This is a genomic window from Rhizorhabdus wittichii, from assembly GCF_017607425.1.
Lineage (GTDB): Bacteria > Pseudomonadota > Alphaproteobacteria > Sphingomonadales > Sphingomonadaceae > Rhizorhabdus > Rhizorhabdus wittichii.
Window position 1 is genome coordinate 4,942,791 of the sequence record NZ_CP059319.1, and the last position, 16,605, is coordinate 4,959,395.

The 16,605-nt window shown below is 69.4% G+C and carries 14 protein-coding genes and 1 pseudogene; 11 read left to right on the top strand and 4 right to left on the bottom strand.

What is annotated here, in order from left to right:
• Positions 1–18 precede the first annotated feature (18 nt).
• The 5 genes from HRJ34_RS23725 to HRJ34_RS23745 all read left to right on the top strand — a co-directional run bounded on the left by HRJ34_RS23725 (position 19) and on the right by HRJ34_RS23745 (position 4,115).
• Positions 19–852 carry a patatin-like phospholipase family protein gene (locus HRJ34_RS23725; RefSeq protein WP_011952758.1) on the top strand — a complete coding sequence of 278 codons (834 nt, stop codon included), beginning with the start codon at positions 19–21 and terminating at the stop codon, positions 850–852.
• Positions 849–1,400: a DUF924 family protein gene (locus HRJ34_RS23730; protein WP_208632628.1), complete on the top strand. Its 552-nt coding sequence runs from the start codon at positions 849–851 to the stop codon at positions 1,398–1,400. Before HRJ34_RS23725 ends, HRJ34_RS23730 begins: the two co-directional genes overlap by 4 nt.
• 166 nt (positions 1,401–1,566) lie before the next feature.
• Positions 1,567–1,905 carry a P-II family nitrogen regulator gene (locus HRJ34_RS23735; RefSeq protein ID WP_011952756.1) on the top strand — a complete coding sequence of 113 codons (339 nt, stop codon included), beginning with the start codon at positions 1,567–1,569 and terminating at the stop codon, positions 1,903–1,905.
• 14 nt (positions 1,906–1,919) lie between these two features.
• Positions 1,920–3,269: an ammonium transporter gene (locus tag HRJ34_RS23740; protein WP_208632629.1), complete on the top strand. Its 1,350-nt coding sequence runs from the start codon at positions 1,920–1,922 to the stop codon at positions 3,267–3,269.
• 150 nt (positions 3,270–3,419) lie between these two features.
• The gene (locus HRJ34_RS23745) at positions 3,420–4,115 is read left to right on the top strand and encodes an endonuclease/exonuclease/phosphatase family protein (protein ID WP_208632630.1); all 696 of its coding nucleotides are present in this window, start codon (positions 3,420–3,422) and stop codon (positions 4,113–4,115) included.
• A gap of 160 nt (positions 4,116–4,275) precedes the next feature.
• Here HRJ34_RS23745 and HRJ34_RS23750 read toward each other — a convergent pair whose 3' ends face one another.
• The 4 genes from HRJ34_RS23750 to HRJ34_RS23765 form a co-directional block, all read right to left on the bottom strand.
• Positions 4,276–4,692 carry a TIGR01244 family sulfur transferase gene (locus HRJ34_RS23750; protein ID WP_016746198.1) on the bottom strand — a complete coding sequence of 139 codons (417 nt, stop codon included), beginning with the start codon at positions 4,690–4,692 and terminating at the stop codon, positions 4,276–4,278.
• Between the two features lie 13 nt (positions 4,693–4,705).
• Positions 4,706–6,472, bottom strand: a complete 1,767-nt coding sequence (gene recQ / locus HRJ34_RS23755; protein WP_011952752.1) for a DNA helicase RecQ — start codon at positions 6,470–6,472, stop codon at positions 4,706–4,708.
• A gap of 56 nt (positions 6,473–6,528) precedes the next feature.
• A complete protein-coding gene (locus tag HRJ34_RS23760; RefSeq protein ID WP_208632631.1) occupies positions 6,529–7,599 on the bottom strand; it encodes an acyltransferase family protein in 1,071 nt (356 codons plus the stop codon).
• A gap of 152 nt (positions 7,600–7,751) precedes the next feature.
• Positions 7,752–9,566 carry an ABCB family ABC transporter ATP-binding protein/permease gene (locus HRJ34_RS23765; RefSeq protein ID WP_208632632.1) on the bottom strand — a complete coding sequence of 605 codons (1,815 nt, stop codon included), beginning with the start codon at positions 9,564–9,566 and terminating at the stop codon, positions 7,752–7,754.
• Between the two features lie 104 nt (positions 9,567–9,670).
• Here HRJ34_RS23765 and HRJ34_RS29670 point away from each other — a divergent pair.
• The 6 genes and pseudogenes from HRJ34_RS29670 to HRJ34_RS23795 form a co-directional block, all read left to right on the top strand.
• A pseudogene (locus tag HRJ34_RS29670) lies at positions 9,671–10,183 on the top strand (cupin domain-containing protein); the annotation flags it as partial.
• A gap of 110 nt (positions 10,184–10,293) precedes the next feature.
• Positions 10,294–10,728, top strand: coding sequence for a helix-turn-helix domain-containing protein (locus HRJ34_RS29315; protein ID WP_226948917.1), 435 nt, complete (start codon positions 10,294–10,296; stop codon positions 10,726–10,728).
• A gap of 132 nt (positions 10,729–10,860) precedes the next feature.
• Complete coding sequence (locus HRJ34_RS23780; RefSeq protein WP_208632635.1) at positions 10,861–13,083, top strand: TonB-dependent receptor; 2,223 nt, start codon at positions 10,861–10,863, stop codon at positions 13,081–13,083.
• Positions 13,084–13,120: 37 nt separating this feature from the next.
• Complete coding sequence (locus HRJ34_RS23785) at positions 13,121–14,686, top strand: AMP-binding protein (RefSeq protein ID WP_208632636.1); 1,566 nt, start codon at positions 13,121–13,123, stop codon at positions 14,684–14,686.
• The gene (locus HRJ34_RS23790; protein WP_208632637.1) at positions 14,683–15,894 is read left to right on the top strand and encodes an ABC transporter substrate-binding protein; all 1,212 of its coding nucleotides are present in this window, start codon (positions 14,683–14,685) and stop codon (positions 15,892–15,894) included. The genes HRJ34_RS23785 and HRJ34_RS23790 overlap by 4 nt, the downstream gene beginning before the upstream one ends.
• Positions 15,891–16,604, top strand: a complete 714-nt coding sequence (locus HRJ34_RS23795) for an alpha/beta fold hydrolase (protein WP_011952745.1) — start codon at positions 15,891–15,893, stop codon at positions 16,602–16,604. Before HRJ34_RS23790 ends, HRJ34_RS23795 begins: the two co-directional genes overlap by 4 nt.
• Position 16,605: the final 1 nt, after the last annotated feature.

Here is a 16,605-nt window from a genome sequence, read left to right on the forward strand (position 1 = left end):
GAAGGGAGCGCGGGAGCGATGGGCATCGCGGTCGCGCTCGGCGGGGGAGCAGCGCTCGGCTGGGCGCATATCGGCGTGCTGCGCGCGTTGCAGGACAACGGTATCCCGATCCGCGCGGCCGCCGGCACCTCGATCGGCGCGCTCGCGGCGGTCGCCTATGCCGCCGGCAAGCTCGACCCGCTCGAACGCATCGCGCGCTCGGCCAACTGGCTGCGCGTCCTCTCCTATCTCGACATCCATTTCCGGCCGGGCGCGATGCTGGGCGGGCGCGGCATAGTGCGCGACCTGGAGATGCATTTCGCCCGGCTCCAGTTCCAGGAGCTGCTGATCCCATCGGCGGCGGTCGCCTGCGACCTCGTCGCCGGAACGCCGGTGATCATCGACCGCGGGCCGGTCAATCCGGCGATCATGGCGTCGATCGCGATCCCCGGCCTGTTCCGGCCGGTCCAGTTCGACGGCAAGTTCCTGGTCGACGGTGGGGTGGTGATGCCGGTGCCGGTCGCGGCGGCGCGGCGGATCGCGCCGAACTATCCGGTGCTGTCGGTCAACCTGCAGGGCGATTATCACGGCCGCCGGGTCGCTTCGGCGATCCGCGCGCGGCCGACGCGCAACCATCCGTCGATGGCGGTCGTTCGTGCCTCCACCATGTTGCTGATGTCCGAACTGGCGCGCCACTCGCTGGCGCTCGATCCGCCCGACTATGCGCTGACCCTGCCGGTCGGCCATGTCGAGATCCATGATTTCACGCGCGCCGACGAGCTGATCGCGATCGGCCGCCGCACGGTGGAGGCGCATATCGACGATATCCGCGCGCTGGTCGGCCGGCCGCCGCGCCGGGCGGGGCGGCGATGACCGATCCGGCCGACGGCACCGCCGCGATCCTCGCCTATTGGCTCGACGAGCTCGGGCCCGATCGCTGGTGGGTGCGATCGAAGGAGACCGACGAGACGATCGTCGAGCGTTTCGAGGAATTGTGGGAGGAGTGGCGCAGCCGCGTCCCCGAAAGCTTTCTCGGCTCGCCGCGCGAGGCGCTGGCCGGCGTCATCCTGTTCGACCAGTTCCCGCGCAACATGTTCCGCGGCCATGCCGATGCCTTCTCGACCGACCCGCTCGCGCTGGCGATCGCGAAGGGCGCGGTCGAGCGCGGCCTCGACGAGCGGCTGACCCCCGACGAGCGCAGCTTCCTCTACATGCCGTTCCAGCATAGCGAGCTGCTCGCCGACCAGCAGCGCTCGCTGGCGCTGTTCACCGCGCTGGGCAATGCCCGGTCGCTCGACTTCGCCCACGAGCATCATGACATGATCGCCCGCTATGGCCGCTTTCCCGCGCGCAACGCCGCGCTCGGCCGCGCCGACCGTCCCGGTGAGCAGGCGGCGATCGCGATGAGCCGGGATTGGTGAGGCTGCCTGCCTAAAAAAAGGGCAGGGCTCAACTTTTAGACAGGCGGCCTTCGAGTCGTCCGCTTGCCTTTTCAACCTCTCGATCGATCGGCCCCGGGAATCCGGAGGGTCGCGGATTTGGCACGCTTATTGCGATGCACAATCGGGCTGAGAAGAGGGAGGCAGAATGAAACTCGTCATTGCCATCATCAAGCCGTTCAAGCTCGACGAGGTCAGGGAATCCCTGTCCAGCCTCGGCGTGCAGGGCATGACCGTGACCGAGGTCAAGGGCTTCGGGCGGCAGAAGGGCCAGACCGAAATCTACCGGGGGGCCGAATACAGCACCAACATGGTTCCGAAGATCAAGATCGAGGTGGTCACCACCGACGATCTGGCCAACCGGGTCGTCGAGGCGATCCAGCAGTCGGCCAACACCGGCGCGATCGGCGACGGCAAGATCTTCGTCCTCGACGTCGCGCAGGCGGTGCGGATCCGCACCGGCGAAACCGACGACGTCGCGCTCTGAGAAAAGGGGGAAACATGACGCTTCACACCAAGCTGGCGACGGGCTTCGGCGCGCTTGCCGTCACCGCCCTGGCGGCCATGCCCGCCTGGGCGCAGGAGGCCGCCGCGGCCGCGGCGCCCACCCCGGACAAGGGCGACACCGCCTGGATGATGGTCTCGACCGTCCTCGTCCTGGCGATGATCCTGCCCGGCCTCGCCCTCTTCTACGGCGGCCTCGTCCGCACGAAGAACATGCTGTCGGTGATGACCCAGATCGGCGCCGCCGCCGCGCTGGCGATGATCGTCTGGGTGATCTGGGGCTACACCATGGCCTTCGGCCCCGACGCGTCGGACGGCCTGAAGCCCTATATCTCCAGCTTCGGGAAGCTGTTCCTCGCGGGCATCACCCCCGCCTCGACCGCCGCCACCTTCACCGACGGCGTCGTCATCCCCGAATATGTGTTCGTCTGCTTCCAGATGACCTTCGCCGCGATCACGGTCGCGCTGGTGCTGGGATCGGTGGTCGAGCGCATCAAGTTCGCGGCGGTGATGATCTTCGCGCTGGTCTGGCTCACCATCGTCTATTTCCCGATCGCCCACATGGTCTGGGCGGCCGGCGGCCTGTTCTTCGAAATGGGCGCGCTCGATTTCGCGGGCGGCACGGTGGTCCACATCAATGCCGGCGTCTCGGCGCTGGTCGCCTGCATCATCCTCGGCAAGCGCATCGGCTACATGAAGGACATCATGGCGCCGCACTCGATGACGCTGACCTTCGTCGGCACCGGCCTGCTGTGGGTGGGCTGGTTCGGCTTCAACGCCGGCTCGGCGCTCGAAGCCAACGGCTCGGCGGCGCTCGCGATGATCAACACCTTCGTCGCCACCGCCTCGGCCGGCCTCGCCTGGCTGGTCGTCGAGAAGCTGTTCGGCCACAAGCCGTCGGCCCTCGGCTTCTGCTCGGGCATCATCGCCGGCCTCGTCGCGGTCACCCCGGCGGCCGGCAATTCCGGCCCGTTCGGCGCGATCGTGCTTGGCGCCGTCGCCTCGCTGGTCTGCTATCTCGCGGTCGCCAAGATCAAGCCGGCGCTCGGTTATGACGACTCGCTCGACGCGTTCGGCATCCACGGCATCGGCGGCATGGTCGGCGCGATCGGCACCGCGATCGTCTACGCCCCGTCGCTCGGCGGGCCCGGCGGCGCCGACTACGCGATCGGCAGCCAGCTCGTCACCCAGGTCCTCGCCGTGCTGGCGACCATCGTCTGGGCCGCGATCGGCACCACCATCGCCATCTATATCGCCAAGGCGCTCACCGGCCTCCGGGTCAGCCGCGAAGCCGAGATCGAGGGTCTCGACCTCTCGGAACATGGCGAGCGCGCCTACAACTACTGATTGCGAATTGGGGCCGCCCGCGCGGCGGCCCCTCCGGGCGTTCCTCCTGCGAACGCACTGGGCCGGTGGGGCAACCCATCGGCCCTTTTTTTGTTGTTGATGAGAGATATGCGACATGCGAGCCCCGGACCGGAAGCCTAGAAAATCCAGATGATCACCGTCGCCAGCTACAATATCCGCAAGGGCCTCGGCACCGATCGCCGCCGCCGGCCTGATCGCATCCTCGACGTGCTGCACGAGATCCATGCCGACATCGTCGCGCTGCAGGAGGCGGACCGCCGCTTCGGCGCGCGGCAGAGCGCCTTGCCCGCCGAGCTGATCAGCCAGGGCGAATACAAGGCGGTGCCGTTCGACATCCGGCCGGGCGGGATCGGCTGGCACGGCAACGCGATCCTCGTCCGCCATTCGGTCGAGATCGGCGACTACGAGCCGATCCGCCTGCCGACGCTCGAGCCGCGCGGCGCGGTGATGGCGGAGCTGAGGGTCGGCGGCAACGACCTCCGGGTCGTCGGCATGCACCTCGACCTGTCGGGACTGTGGCGACGGCGGCAGGTCCGCGCGATCATCGACCATATCCGCCGCCGGCGCCACCGGATGCCGACGGTGCTGATGGGCGACCTCAACGAATGGTCGCTGCACGGCGGCTGCATCCGCGAATTCGCCCCCGAGCTCCAGATCGCGCCGACCGGCCGCAGCTATCACAGCCGCCGCCCGGTCGGCTGCCTCGACCGGATCATCCTGACCCCCGACCTCCACCTCGTCGCCTGCGGCGTCCATGTCAGCGAACGCGCGCGGCTGGCGTCGGATCACCTGCCGATCTGGGCGCGGGTGAATTGGGGAAACTGAACTGGAACTCCCCTCCCTTTCAAGGGAGGGGTTGGGGGTGGGTGGCGAGCGGAGCGAGCCTCCCCGGCCATCCCGCAGAACTCCGTGAAGGGGCATCGAGCCCCTTCACTGCGTGCCCCACCCTTTCATCCCTCCCCTGAAGGGGAGGGAGATTCTCTCTTTACCGAGCCCCCAGCAGCGGCTTGATCGGCGAGATGTCGTACCCCGCGCCCGCCGCCTTGCGGGCGAGCACCTCGGGGTCCTCGCCGTCGGCACCCTTCGCCAGCGCCCAGACGAAGGTCGAGCGGGTGCCCGAGCGGCAGAAGGCGAGCACCGGGCCGCCGGCATTGGCGAGGGCGTCGCGCATCGCGTCGACCTGGTTGGCGGAGAAGCCGCCATGGCCGATCGGGATGGCGACATAGGCGAGCCCCGCCGCGCGCGCCGCCTCGCGGATGTCGTCGCCGGCCGGCTGGCCGGGCTCCTCCTGCTCGGGGCGGTTGTTGATGATCATGGTGAAGCCCTGGTCCGCCGCGGCCCGGACATCCTCCACGCTGATCTGCGGGGACACCGAGATGCTGTCGTCGATCTTGCGGAACATGGGGTCGTCTCCCTCAGCCGTCATGGCTCTGAATGGCGGCGAGGAAGGTCTCGCCATAGGTTTCGAGTTTCTTCGCCCCTACGCCCGAAATCTGCGCAAGGCCAGCCAGCGTCTCGGGCCGGAGCGCGGCCATTTCGCGCAGGGTCGAATCGTTGAACACGACATAGGGCGGCACCCCCTGCTCGCGCGCCAGATCGCGGCGCAGCGCGCGCAGCCGGTCGAACAGCGGATCGTGCGGATAGTCGGCGCCGTCGCGCGACTTGCGCCGCCGCGCCCGCTCGGGGGGCAGGATCAGCGGCACCTGTTCCTCGCCCTTCAGGATCGGACGGGCGCCGGGGCCGAAGGAAAGACCGCCATATTCGTCGGCGCGCAGCGCGTCGCGGGCGAGCAGCGCGCGGGCGACCGGCTTGATCAGCTTCTGCTCGGCCTCGTCGGCGATGCCGAACACCGACAGCCGGTTGTGGCCGAGCATCAGGATCTTCTCGGTCTCCTTGCCCGCCAGCACCTCGGACAAATGGGTGACGCCGAAGCGCATGTCGGTGCGGAAGGCCGCGGAGAGCAGCTTCTGCGCGACGACGGTCGCGTCGATCCCGGTCGGCGGGTTGAGGCAATTGTCGCAATTGCCGCACTGGGCCGGCGGGTCCTCGCCGAAATGGCGCAGCAGGATCGCGCGGCGGCAGCCCGGCGCCTCGACCAGCATCGCCATCGCGTTGAGCCGCTGGCGCTCGCCCGGCCGGCGGCTCTCCTCGACGTCGGTCTCGATCCGGCGGCGGGCGCGGGCGAAATCCTCGGCGCCCCAGAACAGCTGGGTGGCGGCCGGGTCGCCGTCGCGGCCGGCGCGGCCGGTCTCCTGATAATAGGCCTCGATCGACTTGGGCAGCCCCGCATGGGCGACGAAGCGGACGTCGGGCTTGTCGATGCCCATGCCGAAGGCGACCGTCGCCACCATCACCATGTCCTCCGACGCGACGAACGCCTTCTGGTTGGCGGCGCGGACGGCGGGATCGAGCCCGGCATGATAGGCGCGCGCGGCGCGGCCGTTCGCGGCGAGCTGCGCCGCCAGCCGCTCGGTCGCGTCGCGGGTCGGGGCATAGACGATGCCCGCGCCCGGATTCTCCTCGATGAAGCGGGCGAGCTGCCTGGCGACGCCGTCGCGCGGGGTGATGCCGTAGCGCAGGTTGGCGCGGTCGAAGCCGGCGAGGATCAGGCCGTCGGGGGCGATGCCGAGCTGCGCCAATATGTCGTCGCGCGTGTGGTGGTCGGCGGTGGCGGTCAGCGCCAGGCGCGGCACGTCGGGCCGCGTGTCGAGCAGCCCCCGCAGCAGGCGATAGTCGGGGCGGAAGTCGTGTCCCCATTCGGACACGCAATGCGCCTCGTCGATCGCGATCAGCGCCAGCGGCACCTGGCTCAGCAGCCGGCGGAAGCCCTCGGTCGAGACGCGCTCCGGCGCGACGTAGAGCAGGTCGAGCGCGCCCGAGCGCAGCCGGTCGATCGTCTCGTCGCGATTGTCGTCGGCGGAGGTGAGCGCGGCGGCGCGGATGCCGGCGGCCTCGGCCGAGCGCACCTGGTCGTGCATCAGCGCGATCAGCGGCGAGACCACCAGGCCGGTGCCCGGCCGGCACAGCGCCGGAATCTGGTAGGTCAGCGACTTGCCCGCGCCGGTCGGCATCACCGCCAGCGTGTTGAGCCCGGCCATCACCCGGTCGATCACGTCCGCCTGCCGCCCCCGGAAATGCGCATAGCCGAAGGTCTGTTGAAGGGCTTCCAGGGGAGTGGGCATGGCGCCTCTTCTAGCCGAAGATGCCGGGGTGTCGAGCCGCGATCAATGTATAGACATTATGACTCGACCGGCCGTTTCGGCCCGCGCCGGTTCATCCATTTCTGCGCGGGCAGCTCGAAGCCGTGGTAGAGCGCCGCCGACGCCGCCAGCACGATCAGCAGGAACAGGCCGAGCAGCGGCAGCGGCACGTCGCCCGCGTCGCGGACGAACAGGATCTTGAAGAGCAGGAACAGCAGCGAGTGCGCCAGATAGGTCGCATAGCTGATCTCGCCGAACCAGTGGATCACGCGGCCCTTCATCGGCGTCCGCCCTTCGGACGTCAGCGCCAGGAACAGCAGCAGCGTGACGAAGACGAAGGGCAAGGCGAGCGTCTCGGGCGCGCCCGCGAGCCGCGCGGCGAGCCCTATGGCCGAGAGCAACGCGGCGATCGTGGCGGGCCGCCGCGGCGCCTCGCGCCAGCGTAGCCACAGCGCTGCGACCAGGGTCCCCATCCCGAATTCGAACAGGCAGCGCGCCAGGCCGAGATGGGCGATCTCGTTGCCGAGAAGGGGCTGGCCCATCGCCGTGAACAGGCCCCATAGCCCGGCCATCAGCAGCGCGAGCAGGGCGAGCAGCACCGGCGTCGGCGTCCGCCGCCAGTCGACCGCCGCGATCAGCAGCGGGAACAGCAGATAGGCGCCCAGCTCGCAGCTGATCGACCAGGCGGGGACGTTCCAGCCGAGCGGCAGGAAGCCCCAATTCTGCATCAGCAGCAGGTGGAAGGGCAGCGTGCCCCAGGCATAGCCCTGCGGCATGCCGCGCCCGGTGGCGACGCAGACCGCCGCGAAGGCGACCGCGACGAGCAGGATCAGCAGGTGGAGCGGATAGATGCGCGCCAGCCGCCGCCACAGGAAATGCGGCACCGCGCGGGTGCCATGATCGCCGAGCAGCCGGCCATAGTTGAGCCAGATGACGAAGCCCGACAGCACGAAGAAGAAGTCGACCGCCAGATAGCCCTTGGCGAGGAAATCGATCAGCGCCGGGGGCAGCGACCCGACGGCGCTCTCGCGGATATGGTAGAGCACGACATACCAGGCCGCGATCCCGCGCGCCGAGGTGAGCGGACGAAGTTCGTGCCGGACCTGCATCGACTCGTCTTAGCCGAGCAATTCCTGCCCGTCATCCCGGCTCCCATCCCCACGTCATCCCGGCGGAGGCCGGGATCTCAGGAGGCTGGGACGGAGATGAGGTTGCGTGACTCTCCCGAGATCCCGGCCTCCGCCGGGATGACGTGGAGAGATCACGCCGCTTCCTTCTCCTCGGCCTCGCTCGCCTGGCGCATCCACATGTCGGCATAGAGCCCGTCGCGCGCCATCAGCGCGGCATGGGTGCCGCGCTCGACGACGCGGCCGGCCTCGAGCACCAATATCTCGTCGGCATGGACGATGGTCGACAGCCGGTGGGCGATGACGATCGTCGTGCGGCCTTGCTCGACGCCGCGCAGGGTCGCCTGGATGTCGGCCTCGGTGCGGCTGTCGAGCGCGCTGGTCGCCTCGTCGAGGATCAGGATCGGCGGGTTCTTGAGCAGGGTGCGGGCGATCGCCACCCGCTGCTTCTCCCCGCCCGACAGCTTCAGCCCGCGTTCGCCGACCTTGGTGTCGTAGCCCTGCGGCAGCGACAGGATGAAGTCGTGGATCGCCGCGCCCTTCGCCGCCGCCTCGATCTCGGCCTGGGTCGCGCCTTCGCGGCCATAGCCGATATTGTAGCCGATCGTGTCGTTGAACAGCACCGTGTCCTGCGGGACGATGCCGATCGCGCGGCGCAGCGACGCCTGGGTGACGTGGCCGATGTCCTGGCCGTCGATCGTCACCCGCCCGCCGCCGATCTCGTAGAAGCGGTAGAGGATGCGCGCGAGGGTCGACTTGCCCGCGCCCGAATGGCCGACGACGGCGAGGGTGCCGCCGGGGCGGATCTCGAAATCGACCCCCTTCAGGATCTGCCGTTCGGGATCATAGCCGAAATGGACGTCCTCGAAGCGGACCAGCCCGCCGGTCACCGCAATCGGCCGCGCGTCGGGGGCGTCGACCACCTCGGCCGGCGTGTCGATCAGCCGGAACATCGCCTCCATGTCGATCAGCCCCTGGCGGATCTCGCGATAGACCATGCCGAGCATGTCGAGCGGGCGGAACAGCTGGCTCAGCATCGTGTTCACGAACACCACGTCGCCGGGCGAGAACCAGCCCTTGCTCCAGCCATAGACGCTGTAGCCCATCGCGCCGGCCATCATCAGGTTGGTGATCAGCGACTGGCCGATGTTGAGCAGGGCGAGCGAGCTTTCGTTCTTGGTCGCGGCGCGGGCATAGGCGGCGACGGCGCGGCCGTAATTGTCGGTCTCGCGCGCCTCGGCGCTGAAATATTTGACGGTCTCGTAGTTGAGCAGCGAATCGACCGCGCGGGCGGAGGCCCGCGTGTCATGTTCCACCATCTCGCGGCGCATGCGGCTGCGCCATTCGGTCACCCGGCGGGTGAACAGGATGTAGCCGGCGATCGCGACCATCGTCGCGACCACCAGTCCGGTGCCGAATTTGACGAAGAAGATCGCGCAGACGGCGGTCAGCTCGAAAATGGTCGGGCCGATGTTGAACAGCAGGAAATAGAGCATCGTGTCGATGCTCTTGGTGCCGCGCTCGACGATCTTGGTCAGCGCGCCGGTGCGCCGTTCGAGATGGTAGCGCAGCGACAGGCGGTGGAGCTGCGCGAACACCTCGATCGACAGGCGCCGGGCGGCGTCCTGGCCGACCAGCTCGAAGATGGCGTTGCGCATATTGTCGAACAGCACGCCGCCGAAGCGCGCGCCCGCATAGGCGGTGACCAGCGCGACCGCGATCATCACGCCGGGCTCGAATCCCGGCGCCATCCGGTCGACCGCCGCCTTGTAGGCGAAGGGCATCAGCAGCACCGCCGCCTTGGCGGCGAGCACCAGCACCAGCGCGATCACCACCCGCGCGCGCAGCGACGGCGCGTCCTTCGGCCAGAGATAGGGCAGGAAGCGGCGGAGCGTGGCCCAGCCCTGTTCGGGGCGAGCGGCGGAGGGGGAAGCGTGATCGGGTGGCATCGCGGGCGAAGATAGGGATGGCGACGGCCCAGCGGAAGAGCGGGACTGCGATGCTGCACATAAGCTGCTTTGACCAGCGGCGGACTGGGATTACTCAAAATGCCATGTCCGACCCGACCGACGAGAATGTGGCGATCATCGGCAACCCCGTCCTGCTGCAACGGGGCGAGCCGCTGATCCAGGCGTTGCGCAGCGTTCGCGTCGCCGGCGTGCTGGCCAGCACGGTCGCGATCGGCAGCGGATCGTGGTCGGCCTCGATCCCGGTCCCGGATGAATGCGCCCTGCTCTACGTCGTCGCCCGCGGCCGGTGCGTCGGCGGCACCTTCGACCCGGCGACGATGGTCGACCTGTCGGCCGGCGACATCCTGCTGTTCCCGCATCCGGGGCGCTACATCCTGTCCGAACGGCGCGGCATCGCGCCGGTGCCGTTGGAGGACATGCTGGAAGAGGTGCTTGGCGGCATCGAAGGGGTCGAGGGGCGGTGGAAGTCGCTTTTCTCGTCGCCCTTCACCATCGCGGGAGCCGAGGCCGGCGACCCGGTGGTGGCGATCACCGCGCTGCGGCTGTTCTTCGACCATGGCCTGCCGGCGGTGCTGCTGCGGGGATTGCCCCCATTCGTCCATCTCCCGGGCTTCGCGACCCGCCATGGCCCGTTCGTCGAAACGGATTCTCCGGCAGGTCATCCGGCCGGGGGGAGGGGCTTTCGGGGCGGGGGCGGCGACCCGGCTTGCGCCCGAAGGCGCTGCTCGTCAAATACCTGTCCGCCTTCCTCGCCGACTTCGCCGACAAGCGGCCGGGCTTCGGGCGCGGCCTGCGCGATCCGTTCATCGCCAAGGCGATCGGCGCCATCCAGTCGCGGCCCAACCTCAACTGGACGCTGGCGGCGATGTCGCGCTCGGCCGGCCTGTCGCGCTCGGCCTTCACCGATCGCTTCCGCGCGGCGATGGAGATGACGCCGACCGAATTCCTGACGGCGGTCCGCATGGCGCGGGCGACCGACATGCTGGAGAACGGCAAGATGTCGATCGCGCAGATCGCGGAGATGATCGGCTATGGGTCGGAAGCCGCCTTCAACCGCGCCTTCCGCCGCTGGAACGGTTCCCCGCCCGGCGCGCTGCGGCGGTCGAGCCTGACGGCCGGCGGGCAAAAGCCGGACGATTGATCAAGCAAGCCGGTGCATCGGCCAAAGACAGCGGACCGTCGCCCCTCCACATTGGCCGCATAAGCAACGCACCAGCGGACGGACCGTCGCCGAACCGGACGACGGCGGCCTGGGTGGCGGAGGGAGGGGCCTGTGAAGACGCGCATGTTGAAGCTGGGGGCGGCGACCGCCGCGATGATCGGGGCGTGGACCGTCGCCCAGGCGCAGGCGCCGGCGGACGCGCAGGGCGATGCCGGCGGCCAGGCGATCCAGGACATCGTCGTCACCGCGACCCGCACCGGCGCGACGCAGCTCCAGCGGACCCCGATCGCGATCTCGGCCTTCTCGGCCGAGCAGCTCGATGCGTCGGGAATCGTCAACGTCAAGGACCTGGTCTCGGCGACGCCGAACCTGAGCGTCGGACAGGCGACTGCCAGCGCGCAGATCTACATCCGCGGCATCGGCAGCAACAATGTATTCATCGGCTCCGATCCCGACGTGACCGTCCAGTCGGACGGCGTCTACATCGCCCGCGCCTTCGGCCAGTTCCTCGACTTCGTCGACGTCGACCGGATCGAGGTGCTGCGCGGCCCGCAGGGGACGCTCTACGGCCGCAACGCCGTCGGCGGGACGATCAACATCATCTCGCGCAAGCCGTCCGACAGCTTCGAGGGCCGGGCGCAGCTCAGCGCCGGCACCGACGACCTGGTCCAGGCGCAGGCCTATCTCAGCGGGCCGATCGTGCCGGGCGTCCTCCAGGCGAGCATCGCCGGCAACATCCTGCGCCGCGACGGCTTCGTCGAGAATATCGCGCCGGGCGGCAAGGACGTCGGCAACGCCCGCCGCGAAGGGGTGCGCGGCCAACTCCGCTTCGTGCCCAGCGCGACGGTGGAGGCGATCACCCGGTTCGACTGGAACGGCTCGTTCGAGCGGATGGACGCCTATTCCCACCTGCTCGCGCCGGTCGCGGCGGCGCCGCTCGCGACCTCGCTGATCGGCGACTATAGCCGCACCGCGCTCGACAGCCCGCAGAACAGCCGGACCCGCATCTGGGGCATATCCCAGGAGGTCAATGTCGAGCTGAACGACGTGTTCAAGCTCAAGTCGCTGACCGCCTATCGGCGCAGTGCCTATCGGGTGAACGTCGACATCGACGGGACCGAGCTGCGCGGCACCTATGGTTTCCAGACCGACCGGTCGAAGCAGTTCAGCCAGGAGCTCAACCTCGGCATAGACCTGCCGCGCTTCGAGGGCGTGCTCGGCGCCTATTATTTCCGCGAATGGCAGCGCAGCACCCTGCGCAACACGACGCCGCCGAGCGCGGTGACGGCGCTGGCGCGGGCGACGGAGACCACCGTCAATCCGGTCGCCAGGGTGCGGTCGCAGGCGCTGTTCGGGCAGGGGACCTATCATGTCACCGACGCGCTCGGCGTCACCCTCGGCCTGCGCTACACCCAGGACCGGCGCGGGATCGACCAGCGGCTGATGCGGGTGCCGTTCGATCCTGCCTTGCCGACGATCGGCTTCGCGGCGTCGCCGCCGCCACGCAACTACCACGCCTGGACGCCGCGCGTCAGCGTCGACTGGCAGGCCACCCGCGACGTCATGCTCTATGCCTCGGTCACGCGCGGCTACAAGAGCGGCGGCACCAATTTCTCGGCGACCAACCTGGCGGCGCTCACCTTCGATCCGGAGACGATCTGGAGCTATGAGGCGGGGATCAAGAGCGACTGGTTCGACCGGCGGCTGCGGGTCAACCTGACCGGTTTCTACTACGACTATTCGGATCTGCAGATCCAGTCGCTGCTGGCGCCCGGCGTCGTCGCGATCGGCAACGCGGCCAGCGCCCGGGTGAAGGGGCTCGAGCTCGAGACGATCGCCCGGCCGGCGGCGGGGCTGACTTTCACCTTCAACTATGCTCTGCTCGACAGCGAGTATCGCCATTTCCCCAATGCGGCGGTCCCGTCGCAGCTTCGCCCCTATGTCCAGGGTTCGCCGCGCTACGACGCCGCGACCAACACCTTCGATGCGACCGGCAACCGCCTGACCGCCGCGCCCCGCTCCTCGCTGTCCGCCAGCGCGCAATATGAGCATGCGCTGGGCAGCGGCACGGCCTTCGTCCGTGGCGAATATTACTGGCAGAGCCGCGCCCATTATGATCCGTCCAACGCGCTGATCATGAGCCAGAAGGCCTATGACCTGATCAACCTGTCGGCCGGCTATCGCGGCGCGGGCGATCGGTGGAGCGCGCGGGTCGTCGCGAAGAACGTGACGGACAAGCAATATCTGATCACCGTCGCCGCGAACGGCCTGGTTCCGGCCGGCCTCGCCGGGGCGCCGCGCACCGTCGCGCTCCAGCTGACCTGGAACTGGTGAGCCCCGCCACCCCCTATCGCGCAGGAAGGCCTTTCCCTTGTCCCTCGCCACGTCCGACGTGAACTATACCGACCTGCTCGTGCAGGCGCTGACCCGCTATCCGGGCCGCGAGGCCTTCGTCGATGGTGATCGGCGGCTCAGCTACGCCCAGACCGCGGCGCGGATCAGCCAGTTCATGCAGCTCTTCCACGCCCGTGGCCTGCGGCCCGGCGCGACGCTCGCCATCCTCACCGTCAACGTGCCCGAGGCATGGATGGCGCAGATGGCCGCCTGCCTGCTCGGCGCGACCTTCACCGGGCTGCATCCGCTCGGTTCGGTCGACGACCATCTCCACATCTGCGACGAGCTGGCGGTCGACATGCTGGTCGTGCATCCGGTCTATCTGGAGCGTGGCCTGGCGCTCGGGCAGCGGGCGGCGTCGGTCCGCCATATCCTCGCGCTCGGCCCCAGTGGCGATGCGGAGGACCTGCTCGCGCTGGCCGATCCCTTCCCGGTCCGCCGCCTGGAGCGGCGCGCCTGCGGACGGGAGGACGTCCACTGGGTCGCCTATACCGGCGGCACGACCGGCCGGTCGAAGGGCGTCGAGATTCCCGACCGGGCGCTGGTGCACCAGGTGCAGACCGTCACCACGTCACTGGGATTGCCCGAGAATCCCCGCTTCCTGGCGGTCGCCCCGATCTCCCATGCCGGCGTGCTGCCGATCGTGCCGACCCTGTTCCGGGGCGGGACGGTGGTGTTCCAGCGCGGGTTCGATCCTGCGAAATGGCTTGCCTGTGTCGAGGCAGAACGGATCAACTGGAGCTTCATCGTCCCGACGATGCTCTATTCGCTGCTCGACCATGGCCGCCCGGAGGACCATGATCTTTCCTCGCTGGAGACGATCATGTACGGTTCCTCGCCGATGTCCGCCGCCCGGCTCGCCGAAGCGCATGAGGCGATGGGGCCGGTGTTCCTGCAGGCCTATGGCCAGAGCGAGTGCGTCTCCTTCGCCACGACCCTGCGCAAGGACGAGCATGACCCGCTGGGCAATCCGCAACTGCTGCGTTCCTGCGGCCGGCCGGTGCTCGGCATGCGGGTCGAGGTGCTGGGCGAGGACGGACGGCCGGTGGCGGCGGGCGAGGTCGGCGAGATCTGCGTGCGCGGGCCCGGCATCATGAAGGGCTATCATCGGATGCCTGAGGAGACCGCGCAGGCGCTGAAGGACGGCTGGCTTCATTCGGGCGATCTCGCCACGGTCGACGCGGACGGCTTCGTCTATATCGTCGATCGCAAGAAGGAGATGATCATCACCGGCGGCTTCAACGTCTATTCGCGCGAGATCGAGGACGTGATCGCCGAGCTGCCCGAGATATCGGCGGTGGCCGTGATCGGCGTGCCCGACGACAAATGGGGCGAGGCGGTGAAGGCGGTGGTCGTCGCGCGGCCGGGCGAGCAGGTCGATCCCGCGCGCCTGATCGAGCTGGTTCGCGCGCGCAAGGGCGCGCACCAGGCGCCCAAGACGGTCGACATCGTCGATCGGATGCCGCTGACCGCCGTCGGCAAGATCGACAAGAAGGCGCTGCGCGGCCGCTTCTGGGCCGATCGGGAAAGGATGGTCCATTGACGACAGGCTCCTCCCGTCCGTCGCGCATGGCGGCGCTGCTCGCCGGCCTGCTGTCGCTGGCCCAGGCCGGTCCGGCGGCGGCGCGCGATGCCCTGCCGCCGATCGTCATCGGCCAGCTCTCCTCGCGCAGCGGCAACAACCCGGCGGGGCGCGAGGGTGAGAATGGCGCGATGCAGGCGGTGGCGGAGATCAACGCGGCCGGCGGCCTGCTCGGCGGGCGCCGGCTGGAACTGCGGGTCGAGGACGATCAGACCCAGGTCGACGCCGGCATCGCCGCCTTTGCCCGTCTCGTCGACCAGGGGGCGGTCGCCGTCGTCGGCAGCTCCTTCTCCAATATCAGCCTCGCGATCATCCCGCATGTCGAGCAGGCTGGTATTCCCTATCTCTCGACCGGCGCCGCGGACGGGCAGGTCGATCCGGTGCGGCCCCATGTCTTCATGACTTCGCTGGCCGGCCGGCTCGTCGGGGAGCAGCTCCTCCGCTTCCTCCGCGACCGCGGCGTCACCCGGCTCGCGGTCGTCTATGATCGCGACAGCCGCTTCGCGAGCTCGGGCTGGGCGAAGCAGCGGACCCTGCTCGATCGCTATGGCATCGCGCTGGTCGAGGAGCAGGCCGTCCGCGTCGACACCCGGGATTTCGGCGCGACCATCGCGGCGCTTCGCGGCAGCGGCGCGCAGGCGGTGATGGCCTGGCTGACCGGTCCGCCGGCGGTCGGCTTCACCCGCGCCTATGCGGCCGCGAATGTCGGCCTGCCGGTGGTGGTGAGCCACGGCGTCGCCAGCGGCGCCTTCCTCCGCGACACCGGCGCGGCGTCGGAAGGACTGTTCGTCGCGACCTCGATCGCCACGCTCGCCGACGACGCGCCGGCTTCGGCGGTCGGCGACGCGGCCCGCGCGATGGCGGCCGGCTTCCGCCGCGACCATGGCCATGGGCCGTCCCAATATGCGGTCGACGGCTATGTCGCGATACGGCTGATCGCCGCCGCGATCGAACGTAGCGGCAGCGCCAGCCCGCCCGCGATCCGCGACGCGCTCGAAGGCCTTACCCTCGCGACGCCGCAAGGCGTCTATCGCTACACGCCGGACGACCATGCCGGGCTCGGCGTGGCCGACATCGCGGTCGCCTGGGTGAAGGACGGGCGCTTCACCCTGTCCGACTGGTCGCGCCGGCAGCTCCGGGCCGACCGGGGATCGGAGGTGGCGCGATGAGCAGGAGCTTCGTCCTGGTCCACGGCGCCTGGCGGGGTGGGTGGTGCTATACACGGACCGCCGCGCTGCTGCGCGCGGCCGGGCACCGCGTCTTCACCCCGACCTTGACCGGGCTCGGCGAGAGATCGCACCTGGCGACGGGATCGGTCGGTTTCCGCACCCATGTCGACGACGTCGCCAACGTCCTGCGATGGGAAGGGCTCGATGATGTCGTGCTGTGCGGCCACTCCTATGGCGGGATGGTCGCGGCGGCCGTCGCCGACGCGATGCCCGACCGTATCGCCGCGCTGCTGTTCCTCGACGCGATCCTGCCCGAGGCCGGCAAGTCGCTGCTCGACATCTGCGCGGCCGAGGAGGTGGCGACCGGCCTGCTGCGATCCGCGGCGGCCAGCGGCGGCCGGTTGGTGCCGCCGCTCCCCGCCGCGCTGTTCGGCCTCAACGAAGCCGACGTGGCGATGGTCGAGGCGCTCTGCACGCCGCACCCGCTCCCATGCTTCTGCGAGCCGGTCGAGCTGACCGGCGCCTGGGAGGGGATCGCGCGCAAGACCTATGTCCGCGCGACCGGATGGGCCGGTTATGCGGCGCTCGGCTTTGACCCGATGGCGAAGGTCGAGGCCGGGGCCGGCTGGTCGACGATCGATGTCGACTGCGGGCATGAGGTCGCCCTCGACGCGCCCGCCCGGCTCGCGGACATGCTGCTGAACGCATAGG

What these genes read in the sequence shown, in the direction of transcription:
- HRJ34_RS23740 (WP_208632629.1), top strand. Translation starts at nt 1,920, where the DNA reads ATGACGCTTCACACCAAGCTGGCGACGGGCTTCGGCGCGCTTGCCGTC.
- HRJ34_RS23725 (WP_011952758.1), top strand. Translation starts at nt 19, where the DNA reads ATGGGCATCGCGGTCGCGCTCGGCGGGGGAGCAGCGCTCGGCTGGGCG.
- HRJ34_RS23730 (WP_208632628.1), top strand. Translation starts at nt 849, where the DNA reads ATGACCGATCCGGCCGACGGCACCGCCGCGATCCTCGCCTATTGGCTC.
- HRJ34_RS23750 (WP_016746198.1), bottom strand. Translation starts at nt 4,692, where the DNA reads ATGTTCCGCAAGATCGACGACAGCATCTCGGTGTCCCCGCAGATCAGC.
- HRJ34_RS23765 (WP_208632632.1), bottom strand. Translation starts at nt 9,566, where the DNA reads ATGCCACCCGATCACGCTTCCCCCTCCGCCGCTCGCCCCGAACAGGGC.
- HRJ34_RS23745 (WP_208632630.1), top strand. Translation starts at nt 3,420, where the DNA reads ATGATCACCGTCGCCAGCTACAATATCCGCAAGGGCCTCGGCACCGAT.
- HRJ34_RS23735 (WP_011952756.1), top strand. Translation starts at nt 1,567, where the DNA reads ATGAAACTCGTCATTGCCATCATCAAGCCGTTCAAGCTCGACGAGGTC.
- HRJ34_RS23760 (WP_208632631.1), bottom strand. Translation starts at nt 7,599, where the DNA reads ATGCAGGTCCGGCACGAACTTCGTCCGCTCACCTCGGCGCGCGGGATC.
- HRJ34_RS23795 (WP_011952745.1), top strand. Translation starts at nt 15,891, where the DNA reads ATGAGCAGGAGCTTCGTCCTGGTCCACGGCGCCTGGCGGGGTGGGTGG.
- recQ (WP_011952752.1), bottom strand. Translation starts at nt 6,472, where the DNA reads ATGCCCACTCCCCTGGAAGCCCTTCAACAGACCTTCGGCTATGCGCAT.